Origin of the sequence: Streptomyces telluris (assembly GCF_024519335.1) — a bacterium.
Lineage (GTDB): Bacteria > Actinomycetota > Actinomycetes > Streptomycetales > Streptomycetaceae > Streptomyces > Streptomyces telluris.
In genome coordinates, this window is the sequence record NZ_JANIID010000015.1 from 139122 (window position 1) to 151533 (window position 12412).

At 71.1% G+C, this 12412-nt stretch carries 6 protein-coding genes; all 6 read left to right on the top strand.

Annotated elements, in window-relative coordinates:
- The first annotated feature begins 151 nt into the window (after positions 1 to 151).
- The 6 genes from NQU55_RS18195 to NQU55_RS18225 all read left to right on the top strand — a co-directional run bounded on the left by NQU55_RS18195 (position 152) and on the right by NQU55_RS18225 (position 12393).
- Complete coding sequence (locus NQU55_RS18195; protein WP_240976301.1) at positions 152 to 2692, top strand: DUF6185 family protein; 2541 nt, start codon at positions 152 to 154, stop codon at positions 2690 to 2692.
- Between the two features lie 447 nt (positions 2693 to 3139).
- A complete protein-coding gene (locus NQU55_RS18200; protein WP_168092495.1) occupies positions 3140 to 5434 on the top strand; it encodes a S9 family peptidase in 2295 nt (764 codons plus the stop codon).
- Positions 5435 to 5574: 140 nt separating this feature from the next.
- Positions 5575 to 8649, top strand: coding sequence for an AfsR/SARP family transcriptional regulator (locus NQU55_RS18205; RefSeq protein WP_168092494.1), 3075 nt, complete (start codon positions 5575 to 5577; stop codon positions 8647 to 8649).
- A 197-nt stretch (positions 8650 to 8846) separates the two neighbouring features.
- Positions 8847 to 9878 carry an L-tyrosine/L-tryptophan isonitrile synthase family protein gene (locus tag NQU55_RS18210; RefSeq protein ID WP_206329233.1) on the top strand — a complete coding sequence of 344 codons (1032 nt, stop codon included), beginning with the start codon at positions 8847 to 8849 and terminating at the stop codon, positions 9876 to 9878.
- A 62-nt stretch (positions 9879 to 9940) separates the two neighbouring features.
- On the top strand, positions 9941 to 10882 hold the full coding sequence (locus tag NQU55_RS18220; RefSeq protein WP_168092493.1) for a TauD/TfdA dioxygenase family protein: 942 nt from the start codon (positions 9941 to 9943) through the stop codon (positions 10880 to 10882).
- Positions 10879 to 12393 carry a 4-hydroxyphenylacetate 3-hydroxylase family protein gene (locus tag NQU55_RS18225; RefSeq protein WP_168092492.1) on the top strand — a complete coding sequence of 505 codons (1515 nt, stop codon included), beginning with the start codon at positions 10879 to 10881 and terminating at the stop codon, positions 12391 to 12393. The genes NQU55_RS18220 and NQU55_RS18225 overlap by 4 nt, the downstream gene beginning before the upstream one ends.
- Positions 12394 to 12412: the final 19 nt, after the last annotated feature.

A 12412-nucleotide genomic window follows, 5' to 3' on the forward strand; every position in this document is an offset into this window, starting at 1 on the left:
AGTCCTCGGCTGCTCGCTGCACGTCTGTGCATGACACGCAGAACTGACGCCTAACCTCTCCGGGGTATTCCCGTGCCGGGCCGGAGGACATGTTGAGGTGTTGATGCCAATACGGTGGTGGCGGCTGCTGCTGACACTGGCGGCCGTGGCCATGATGTGGTGCGGGTCTTCCCCTGCCGAGGCCCGGCAGGCTGCTCCTGATATCTGCCGGGCGGACCGACTGGGGGCCCGCGTCACCCATGCCGACATTCGATTCCGCCTGCACGGCCGCACCTTTGTCGAGGTGGAATCGGACATGACGGTCAAGGTGCCGACCGAAAAGTGGCCGCTTGCCCATGATTTGACACTCAGTGAGGAATCATCCAGGTATCGGACGGCGATGCGCTGTCTGCTGCGCGGACAGGACAAGAGTACCCGGAGCCAGGAATGGCGTTTCCATGAGCCACAAGTAACCGCTCGGCGTGCCTGGGTTACGGTGCAGTACGATGCGCTCGCCTGGATCGATAATGTCGGGACCGTCCGGCTCGGTCCTTGGGATATCCACGTGGATGCGAAAGAGAATTGGAAGATTCTCCTTCGGCCACCGACGACCCTGCAGAGAGCTCGTTGGGAGCACATCGGGATCGGGCTGGGCGGCCTCGATGCCGAACACATCTCTGAACCGGCATCGTCCACCGACGGGAACAGTCTGGTGTGGACCGAGAAGCCGGCCCGCGGTGTGGAGGTCGACGTGGATCCACCGTGGCAGCGCGCTTTGGCCCTTCGCAACAAGCAGTCGCTCTGGAGTACGGCAGGCATCGCCTCGTGGTGGGTGTGTGCCTCGGTCGTGATCGCACTGGCCGCGCTCCGCGTCCCGCGGCCGAATTCGCCCGGTGTGCCGGGCGGGCCGGGGGAGCACAGCAGGAGAGGGCTCGGTGGGTGCGTCGACAGCCCCACGCAGGTCGTTCTGCAATGGGCCGTGCTCAGCGCGGCAGTCGCGCTGACTGTGCTTCTGCTCATCTCGCGGCCGGTCATCCCCATCGAGCCGGAATTGCGCGCCCACATCAGCCTTGCGACGGGCCTGGCCCTGGTCCTCGTCGCCCGCCCGTGGTGTTGCACCGCGTTGTCCGCCGGCCCCGAAGGCGTCCACCGCCGGCAGGCTCGCACGGTCATCGTCGCGACTGCTTCACTGGTGGCCGCGATCGGCTCGCTGGTGGTCTTGACCTCTCAGTTCTTCGACCCGTGGGTAAGCCTGAAGACGGAGGCGCCGCCCACCGCCACCGGTCTGGTCGGGCTTGCGCTGCTGGGCCTGGCGACGCTGTGGTTGTGGCTGGCCGCGATGGTCTCATGGGCATGGCGATTCGCGAGGGAAGGAGGACTGGAGGGCAGGAAGTGGAAGAAGAAGTGGGCCAATGCGCCGGTCCGTTGTGTCGCAGTCGTCGGAGCTCTGCAGGCAGTGGCCGCCGGGGCCATGCTCGCTTGTTTCTGGTGGGCAAACGAACGTCAATGGAAACGTGCCACCTGGCTCATTGATCCATCCCATACATCTGCTCACGACATCAACGTCAGCAAGTTCCTGACGACGTTCCCGCTGACCGGTCTCACATGGCTCTATGCCTACACCTGGATGCTGACCGGCATCGCACTGGTCGCGCTGCTGCGCTATCGAGTCAAGGGGCCGAAGACTCACTCCGACCGCCGGCAGTACGAGCTCTCTCTGGGGCCGGACAAGGCGGATCTCCTGCTGACAGCAGCGGTATTTGCGTTCGTCGTGGGGTTGCGAAACGTCTCTTTCGCAGGATCGAGTGCACTGTATGGCGTCTGGCTTCCCCTGAACATTCTGTCGCTGTATGCGGTCCTTTACGTGGGGCGACGGTGGTCGGTGCTGGGTGAGGCAGAGGATCGCTTCCGCATCGAGAGGATGAACACGGAGAAGCATCGGCGTGTATTGCTGAAAAAAGCCCACAAGTACCGCAACCTGCACCACCAGCTGTACTTGGTGGACCATGGGCGCGCCGAAGGCGTCAAGCGTGAGGATTTGGAGGATCAGCTGAGCGAGCTGCGCCAGTGGCTGGTTTCCGAATACGAAGAGAGTTCTCTGCCCGACCAGATTTCCGTACTGGATGTCGCCCTGGCTTGGGGGCCGGAAGGGTACTGGTGGCGAAACGCACGGCACGCCGCGAGCCTGGCGTTCTGCTTCGGGATTCCGGCCAGCGCCGCCCTCGTCTGGCTTCTCCACCTGAAGGACTACCGGAAGTGGACACTCACACTCCATGACCCTATCGGGTTCCCGGAGATCGTGGCGAATTTCATCACCTATCAAGTGGCCTGGGCCGGTGCCGGGTTCGTCCTCGGCGCGCTGTGGCGTCTGCTGCCCGGGCGTCGCGGGCCTGTGCGCGCATTGAGCCTGACAGTCGCCTACGCCATCCCCGTCTGTCTCGGTGCGCTGCTCAGCCACATCACGGATACAGAACTCGGCTACACATTCCTGAATGTCTTGCTCATCCTCACCATCCTGACGCTCACCAGCCTTTGGATGGACACGGGGACCTTCAGTGAGGAGAGGCAGTTCTGGCCCACTCGTTTCGGTTTGCTGCTCTCGGTCTACCAGTTGAGAGGTCTCTCCGCGCAGGTCGCCTACCTTCTTGCCCAAGTCACGGTTGCCATCGGAATCTGGGTGCACTTGGCCGGGAGCGAGTCCCTGCCGCGGTAGTGCGCGGGGCGCTGTGCGCACGGGGCATCGGCGCCGGCGGTACGGCTCGCCCGTACTGGTCGGGCGTCATCCCCTTTGAGTCCGCGACGTCGTCGGCCGGTCCCGGCGTGATCTGCCCTGCCTGCCTGCCTGCATGTGTGCGTGCGGGCTGCGTGCGTGCAGCATGGCGTTCACTTTCATTCCATTGCAACGCGCAGACGGTGATCGTTGCGTTAATCGTGAGGGGCATTGCAACGAAATTTCGCCTCTGACCTGCAGTGATGATCTTTTCTCGCAACGGGCCAGTTGAAGACATCCTGAACGCAACGTAGCTTTCAGGTCATCGGAAACAATGAGTTGCAGGAGAACGCTGTGCAGAAGTTCACCACCCCCGCCCACGGCAACATCACCGCCCGCAGCCTCTGACCCCGCAGCCGACGACAGTTCCAATCCCAAGGGAAGAAGAAGATGAGTACCACTCAGGGCTACCAGGCCGCCGAACAGCTCCTCCGTCGTCCCGCCCGCCCCGGCGAGCTCGTCGTCGGTGACAAGGTCCGGCCGCAGTGGATCGATGGCGGCGCCCGGTTCTGGTACGCGGTGAGCAATGGCGTCGGCAGGCGGTTCGTGCTGGTGGACCCGGCGGCGGGTACCCGTGAGCCGGCCTTCGATCACGTCCTGCTCGCCGCCGCGCTGGCCGCCGCCTCCGGGCAGCAGGTCGACCCCGAGGCCCTGCCGTTCATAGCCGTCGAACTGGCCGGAAACACCGTGGAGTTCCACGCGTTCGGCGAGTACTGGCGCTGCCGCCTGGACGGCTACGTCTGCGAGCGGGCCGAGTTCACGCCGCCGGGCAACCCGCTGGACGTGCCGTCGCCCGACAAGAAGGTCGCGGTGTCCCAGCGGGGGCACGACCTGTGGGCGCGCTCGCTGTCCGACGGCCGCGAGTGGGCGCTGACCACCGACGGCGAGCCCGGCTACCGGTACGGATCCGGCCCGGACTGCACGAGCAACGGCACCCTGCTGCGCAAGTTCGGCCTGCCGCACCTGCCGCCCGCGGTGGCCTGGTCGCCCGACTCGACGAAGGTGCTGGCGCACCGGACCGACGAGCGCGGCGTCCGGCAGACGCACCTCGTGGAGGCCCGGCCCGCCGACGGCGGCGCCCCCCTCCTGCACACCCAGCGGTTCGCGTACCCGGGGGACGAGCAGGTGCCCCGCGCGGAGCTGGTCGTGCTGGACGTGCAGACGGGCACCGTCGTCCGCGCGCAGGCCGAGCCGCTGCTCATGCCGATGATGTCGCCGATCACGGCCAAGTGGGCGTGGTGGGCCCCGGACGGTTCGGCGGTGTACTACCTCGGCCGGCCCCGCGACCTGCGCACGCTCACGCTGTACCGGATGGATCCGGTCACCGGCGAGGTCACCACCGTGCTCAGCGAGACGGGGGACACCCGCGTGGAGCCCAACCCCTGGATGTACGAGGCGCCGATCGTACGGGTGCTGGCCGACGAGGTGCTGTGGTACTCGCAGCGGGACGGCTGGGGCCACCTGTACCGCTACGACCTGCGCACCGGCGCGCTGCTCGGGCAGGTCACCTCCGGGCAGTGGACGGTGCGGCAGATCCTGCGCGTCGACGAGGCCGAGCGGGTGGTGTACTTCACCGCCACCGGGCTGGTCGGCGAGGACCCGTACCGGCGCACGGTGTGCCGGGCCGGCCTGGACGGCTCCGGCTTCACCGAGGTCGCCGGGGTCGCGAAGGTCACGGACGACGACCTGGACCACGTCGTCACCCTGCCGGACAACCAGCAGTACTTCATCGACTCCGCGTCCACGGTCGACACCCCGCCGGTGACGACGGTCCGCGACTGGACCGGGCGCGTCCTGGTGGAGCTGGAGCGCGCCGACATCAGCAAGCTCACGGCCACCGGCTGGACGCCGCCGGAGCGGTTCCGCGTCAAGGCGGCCGACGGGGTGACGGACATCTACGGGGTGCTGTACCGGCCGCGGGGGTTCGACCCCGCCCGGCGCTACCCGGTGGTGGACAACGTCTACCCCGGTCCGCAGGTCAACCGGGTCGCCCCGTGCTTCGACCCCGGCGGGATGGGTCTCGACGCGGAACCCCTCGCGGCGCTGGGCTTCGTGGTGGTGGCGTTGGACGGGCGAGGCACCCCGGGCCGGAGCAAGTCCTTCCACGACGCCTCCTACGGTCGCTTGGCCGACGCGGGCTGCCTGGCCGACCATGCCGCGGCGCTGCGGCAGCTGGCCGGGACCCGGCCGTGGATGGACCTGGACCGGGCGGGCGTGTTCGGCCACTCCGGAGGCGGGTTCGCCGCGGCGCGGGCGATGCTGGACTTCCCCGACGTGTACAAGGCGGGAGTAGCCCTCTCCGGCTCGCACGACGCCCGCCACTTCAACGCCGGCTTCGTGGAGACCTACGACGGCGCGGACAACCCCGAGGCGTGGGCCCGTTCCTCCAGCCCGGACCTCGCGGACCGGCTGGCGGGCAAGCTCCTGCTCGTCCACGGCGACATGGACGACCAGGTCCACCCCGGCCAGACGCTGCGGCTGGCCGACCGGCTCATCGCCGCCGACAAGGACTTCGAGCTGCTCATCGTGCCGGGGGCCGAGCACACGTTCATCGACTGCCTCGCCTACGTCCGCAAGCGCTGCTGGGACTTCCTGGTGCGCGAACTGATGGGCACGCAGCCGCCCGCTTACCGTCCCGCCCCCATCGCCGTCGGCCCCGAGCTGCTGGGCGAGCTCTTCGCCTGAGCGCGGCACCCGCCGTGGCCGGGGAGGCCCGCCCCCGCCGCGGCGCGAAACCGTAAGCGGAAGATCTCGCCCCGAGCAGCGCCTATGGTTGTCGGATTCGCCGATGTTCGAATCTTGCACAGCTGAAGGGCGGTCATGCGGTGGTGCTCGCGCGTGTCGAGTTCAAGGTGCTGGGACCCCTCGCGGCCGTCGCCGACGGCCGCGTTCTCCCGCTCGGAGGGCCGAAGCAGCGGACCCTGCTCGCCATGCTGCTCGTCAACGCCAACACCGCCGTCTCCGCGGACCGGCTGTGCGACGCCGTCTGGGGCGAGGCCCCTCCGGCCTCGGCCCAGGCCAACCTCCGCAGCTACGCCGCCGTCCTGCGCAAAGTGCTCAGCCCCGCTTCCGGCCCTGCTTCCGGCCCCGCCTCCGGCCCGGGCGGCGGCACCGACCCAGGCGCCCCCGCCCCCGCCCCCGCCCCCGCGACCGCCAGCGGCGAGGACCGGCTGAGCCAGGGCAACGGCGGCTACTGCCTGCGCGTGTTCCCCGGCGAGGTGGACCTGCACCGGTTCGAGGTCCTCGTCGCCCGCGGCCGCGCCGCCCTCGGAGCGGGCGAGCACCGGCCGGCGGCCGACGCCCTGCAGGAGGCGCTGGACCTGTGGCACGGCAGCCCGTTCGAAGGGGTGGCGCACCACGACGTCCTGCTCGGCGAGGTCGCCCGGCTCGAAGAGTCACGGCTGGCCGCCTTCGAGGACTATGCCGAAGCCCGCCTCGCACTCGGCGAGCCCCGGGAGGTGGTCGGCCTCCTGAAGGCGGAGACGGCCCGCCACCCGCTGCGCGAGTCGCTGTGGGCCAAGCTGATGACCGCGCAGTACCGCTCCCAGCACCCGGGCGACGCGCTGCAGTCCTACGCTCTCGCCCGCTCCGCCCTGCGCGACGAGCTCGGCATCGAACCCGGCGACGAACTCCGCAGACTGCACCACGCGGTCCTCACCAGGGACCCGGAACTGGGCGCGCCTCCGCCCCCCGCCCCCGCCCGCCCCGCGGACCTCTGGCAGCCGACCGTCCAAGTCCCCTCCGACGACTCGGACTTCGTAGGACGGAGCGGGCTGATCGAGCGCGTGGCCGGACTGCTCAGACCCGGGCCGGGACAGCCCCGCGCCACGCCCTGCGCCGTGCCCGTCGCGATCCTCACCGGCCTGCCCGGCGTCGGCAAGACCGCCCTGGCCACCCGCCTCGCCCACCACCTGCGCAACGAGTTCCCCGACGGCCGGCTGTTCCTGCACCTCGACGGAACCCGCGGCCCCCAGCGCCCGCCCGGCGTCATCCTCGCGGACCTGCTCCTCAGCCTGGGCGTCGCCGGGTCCTCCATCCCCGAGGCCACGGAGGACCGCGCGGCGCTCTACCGTTCGCTGCTGGCCGACCGCAAGGTGCTCGTGCTCCTCGACGACGCGCGCGACGAGGCCCAGATCCGTATGCTGCTCCCCGGCACCCCGGGCAGCGCGGCCCTCGTGACCAGCCGGGCACGGCTGGCCGGGCTGACGGACGCGCGCCTGATCGACGTCGACCCCTTCGACGACGAGGAGTCGCAGGACCTGCTGCGGCGCATCGTCGGCCCGCGGCGGCTCGCGGCGGAGCCGGAGGCCACCGGGCGGATCCTCGCCGCGTGCGCCGGGCTGCCCCTGGCGCTGCGCGTCGCGGCGGCGCGGCTCGCCAGCCGCCCGGACTGGCAGGTCCGCAGGCTCGCCGACCGCCTCGCCGACGAGCGCGGCGTGCTGGCCGAGCTCACCGTGGGGGACCTCGCCGTCCGCACCTGCGTCGCCGCCAGCTACCACGGCCTGGCGCCGGACGCCGCCCGCGCCTTCCGCGCCGTCGGGCTGCTCCCCTCACCCGAGTTCCCCGGCTGGGCGCTCGCCGCCCTGCTCGACGCCGACGGCTCCGCGGGCGGCTCCGAGGACGGCTCCTCGGCGGGCTCCTGCTCCTCCGCCGTCGTGGCGGCCGACCGTGCCACGGACGCGCTCATCGACGCCAACCTCGTACAGATCGAGTCGGTCGGCGCGCACGGGCAGCCGCGCTACCGCATGCACGACCTCCTGCACGCCTACGCGGCCGAGCGCGCCGGCGCCGACGAGCCCCGGTCGTGGCGCCGGGCCGCGGTCGCCCGGGTCCTGGACGGCTGGCTCGCGCGCGTGCGCACGGCAGGGGGCCAGCTCATCCGCAGGGGCACCGGCGGGCACCGGCCCGGCGAGGCCGGCGACCTCGTCGGATGGCTGGAGAGCGAGCGGACGAACCTCGTCACCGCCGTCGGGTTCGCCGCGGGCGCCGGATACGGCCCGCAGACCGCCGGGCTCGCCGCCGCTCTGGAGGACGTGTGCCACCTGCGGAACTGGTGGGACGAGTGGGAGCAGGTCGCCCGGGTCGCACTCGACCGTGCCACGGCCGACGGCGACCCCGTCGCCGCCGCGGTCGCCCTGGGCTCCCTCGCCCGGGCCCGCGCCGTACGGGGCCGGGTCGACGACGCGATGACCCGCTACGCTTCCGCCATCGAACAGCTGGACGCGCTGGGCGAGGAGCACCACGCCGCCCGCCTGCGGATCCACCGCAGCTTCGCGATCGCGGACCGGGGCATGGCCGGGCTCGCCCACGACGACGCTGCCTCCGCCGCGGCGGTGATGAACCGGCTGGGCGACAAGCACGGCCACGTCATGGCCCTGCGCAGCCTGGCGTTCGCGCTCGCCTGCCAGGAGCGCGAAGCCGAAGCCGTCGACGCCCTCGAACCGGCGGTCGCGACCGCGGAGCGCCTCGGGCACCCGCTCGCCCTCGCCGACGTCCTGCAGCTGCTCGCCTGGGCGGAGATCGGCCACGGCCGCGCCGAACGGGCCGCCCGCCACCTGCACCGGGCCCTGGCCGAGTATCGGGCGGTGCGCCACCGTCCCGGCGAGGCGTACGCGCTGCTGGCCCTGGGGCGGATGCACACCGAGCTCGGCGGCCCCGGCCAGGCCGCGTGGGCGCTCGCCCCGCTCGACGAGGCCGCCGCCATCTTCGCCGAACTCGGCGAACGCCGCGGCGAGGCGCTCACCGCCCTGTGGCTGGGCAGCACCCACGCCGCGCTGGGGGACCCCGGGCGGGCGGTGAGTCACCTGACCACCGCGCTGACCGGCTTCCGCAGCCTGCGCATGCCGTCCTGGGCCGAGCGCGCCCAGCAGGAACTCGCCGGCCTCACACGGGACGCCTGACCCGCCGAACCCGCCGGACACGGCGGCCGGCCTCTCCGGCAACGGCTCCGTCGAGGCCGTCGCTCCGGTGACCTGCGCCACGCCGTGACGGCGCGCGCCCCTGCCCGTCGCCCTGCGACGCCTCCCTTGTGCGCTTCTCATGCGCTTCTCATGCGCCCGCCCAGCACGGTGGTGCGCAGTCCACGAAGGGAGGCGCGGTGTCCGAACCGGCCGCACCCGATATCGAACTGGCCGCCGTAGAAGTCATCCGGGAGGTCCTGTCCCACCAGCGCAGAATGCGAGACGGCGGATGCGCCGGGCGGGTCTGCCTGCGCTGTGTCAGACATCACCTGGACGCGGTGCGCGGCGCCATGGAGGCCGGACGGCGGATCGAATTCGTTCTCCCGGCCTTCCCCACGAAGTCCCCGAACCCGGCCAAGGTGCTCGGCCCGCTGCCGGACCTGGCCGAGGAACTCGCCCTGCGCTTCCTGAACTCGCTGTGCGAGCGCATCGCCGAGGTCTACCCGCCGGGAGCCGCCATCCTCATCTGCTCCGACGGGCGGGTCTTCAACGACCTGCTCGGCGTGAGCGACGAGAACGTCACCGCCTACGCGCACGCACTCGACGCGATGATCAAAAGGATCGGTGCCACCCACCTCGAACAGTTCAGCCTCGACGACGTCTACCGCGGCGCCGGGCACGAGGACATGCGCAGCATGCTCTCCGCCGGCCACGCGCCGACGCTGGACGAACTCCGCGAGGAAGTACGCGCCGGGGGCGCCCCGCTCGCCATGTACCGGGGCATCACCCGCTTCATGCTGGAGGACCTGTCCGGCCCCGGCTACACGGGAACCCGCTCCGCCCTGCAGCGCAAGTGCCGCGACCTCGCGTACCGCGTCATCCAGCGCAGCCGGGCGTGGGGCAACGTGCTGGACCGGCTCTTCCCCACGGCGATCCGCCTGTCCATCCACCCGCAGCCGTGCAGCACGGGAAAGATCGGCATCCTGCTCGCCGACACCCCCGACACCTGGCTGACGCCCTGGCACAGCGTCGCGGTCGCGTCCGGCGGGCGCTTCACCCTCATGAAGCGCGCGGAGGCCGAGGAGGCCGGCGCCGAGCTCGTCCACACCGCGGGAAGTCCCAGCCACTACGTGCTGGAACCGGCCGTCGAGCCCGCCGTCCCCCGCTCCACCGCCGTGCCCGGGCCTCCGCCCGCGCACCGCGACCCCTGGAACCAGGCCTGCGCGTAACGGCCCGGCGTACGTCCGGCGCATCCCCCTCACCTTCCTCTCACCCCCACAGGAGAGCCCCCATGACTGCTGAGCACGTGACCGCTGAGCACGTAGCCGCTGAGCACGACGCACAGACGGCCCCCACGGCCCCGGCCGACGCAGCCTCAGCCGTGGACGACGTCCTCACCGACCTGCGCTACGCGGTCGCGCCGATCGAGCCCTTCGGCCTGGCGATACAGGCGCTGGAGCCGGGCCTGCACGTCCGCGACCTGCCCGTCGCACCGCTGCGCTCCCTCGTCCGCGAGCACCACCTCGTCCTGCTGCGCGACTTCGACTCCTTCGACGGCCCGGACGAGCTCTCCGCCTACTGCGAGCGCTGGGGCGAGCCCAGCGTGTGGCCCTTCGGCACCGTGCTCGAACTCGTCGAGCAGGAGAAGCCCCAGGACCACATCTTCGACTCCAGCTACATGCCGATGCACTGGGACGGCATGTACCGCGAACAGATCCCGGAGTTCCAGGTCTTCCAGTGCGTGAACGCCCCCGGGGCGGAGAACGGCGGCGAGACCACCTTCTCCCACACCACCGCCGTGCTGGAGCGCACCGACCCGCGGACCGTCGCCCAGTGGTCGCAGGTCACCGGCACCTACCACCGCGCGATGGAGTTCTACAACAGCGTCACCGTCTCGCCGATCGTGACCACGCACCCCGTCCACGGCGCCCCGGTCATCCGCTACAACGAGCCCACCGCCGCCGGCGACGCCGGGTTCGTCAACCACCCCGACCTGCAGTTCACGGGCCTGCCCGACGACGGGATCGCCGAGATGCACCGCAGCCTGCGAGCCGCGCTGTACGACCCGGCGCACTTCTACGCCCACAGCTGGCGGACGGGCGACGTGGTCTTCGCCGACAACTACACGCTGCTGCACGGCCGGAACGCCTTCACCAGCGGCGCCCCCCGCCACCTGCGCCGCGTCCAGGTGCTCGGCACCCCGGCGCTCGACAACCCGGGGCTGGTCCGATGACCGCCGCCGGCAGCCTGATGACGGGCGACGCGTACCTGGAGAGCCTGCGCGACGGCCGCCAGGTGTATCTGAACGGGGAGCGCGTCAAGGACGTCACCCGCCACCCCGCCTTCCGCAACTCCGCCCTGTCGGTGGCCCGTCTCTACGACGCCATGCACGACCCGGCCACCTCCGGCGTCCTCACCGGCGTCGACGAGGCCACGGGCATCCGTACGCACAAGTTCTTCAAGCCCAGCCGCTCGGCGGCCGAGCTGGTGGAGGCCCGTGAGGCCATCGCCACGTGGGCGAGGATGAGCTACGGCTTCCTCGGCCGCACCCCCGAGTACAAGGCCTCCTTCATGGCCGGCCTCGGCGTCAACGCCGACTACTACGGCCAGTTCGCCGCCAACGCCACCGCCTGGTACGACGAGTTCGCCCGCAAGGCGCTCTACCTCAACCACGTCATCATCAACCCGCCCGTGGACCGCAAGCGGGCGATCCACGACATGGAGGACGTGTTCGTGCGCGCCGTGCGCGAGACGGACGCGGGCGTCGTGGTCAGCGGGGCGAAGATGCTGGCGACGGGCTCGGCCATCACCAACGCGGGCTTCGTCGCCCCCGTCGGATCGGCGGCCCTCGCGCCCGGCAAGGCCGAGGCCTTCGCCCTGGTCTTCTTCGTCCGCATGGACAACCCGGGCGTGAAGCTCGTCTGCCGCACCCCCTACGCGCAGCACGCCACGAGCCCCTTCGACGCCCCGCTCAGCAGCCGCTTCGACGAGAACGACAGCGTCCTCCTGCTCGACGAGGCGCTGATCCCCTGGGAGGACGTCCTCGTCTACCGGGACGTCAAGCGCGCCACCGGCTTCTACGCCACCTCCGGCTTCCCGAACCTGTACAACTTCCAGTCCGGCATCCGCCTGAGCGTGAAGCTGGAGCTCATGGCCGGGCTGCTCGCCCGCGGCACCCGGGCCAACGGCACCGACGAGTTCCGCGGCGTCCAGGCCGCCGTGGGCGAGGTCATCACCATGCGGGACATGGTGTGGGCCCTGACCTCGGCCATGGCCCACGACCCCGAGCCGGGCAGTGGCGGCACGGTCGTGCCCCGCCTGGAGCACGCCTCCGCGATGCGGATGTACAACGCCCAGGTGTGGGACCGCGTCCACGAGCTGTTCGAGACCACGCTCGGCGGAGCGCCCCTCGCCGTGCCCTCCAGCGCCCGCGACCTGGCCGACCCCGAACTGCGGCCGCTCATCGACCGCTTCTACCGCGGCGCGGACACCTCCGCCCTCGACCGGATCAAACTCCTCAAGCTGGTGTGGGACGCGATCGGCACCGAGTTCGGCGGCCGGCACGAGCTGTACGAGCGCAACTACTCGGGCAACGGGGAGCAGGTCCGCCTCGACGCGCTCCGCTGGGCGACCGGGCGCGGCAGCCTCGCCCGCTACGAGGCGCTCGTCCAGGACTGCCTCGACGACTACGACCTCGACGGCTGGCGCCGGGGCCCCTGGCGCGACCCCGCCCACACCGACTGAGACCGCCCCCACCGACCGA

Bases quoted from the DNA above. Each gene is read 5' to 3' on its own strand.
- NQU55_RS18200 (WP_168092495.1), top strand. From the start codon at position 3,140: ATGAGTACCACTCAGGGCTACCAGGCCGCCGAACAGCTCCTCCGTCGT.
- NQU55_RS18225 (WP_168092492.1), top strand. From the start codon at position 10,879: ATGACCGCCGCCGGCAGCCTGATGACGGGCGACGCGTACCTGGAGAGC.
- NQU55_RS18220 (WP_168092493.1), top strand. From the start codon at position 9,941: ATGACTGCTGAGCACGTGACCGCTGAGCACGTAGCCGCTGAGCACGAC.
- NQU55_RS18195 (WP_240976301.1), top strand. From the start codon at position 152: ATGATGTGGTGCGGGTCTTCCCCTGCCGAGGCCCGGCAGGCTGCTCCT.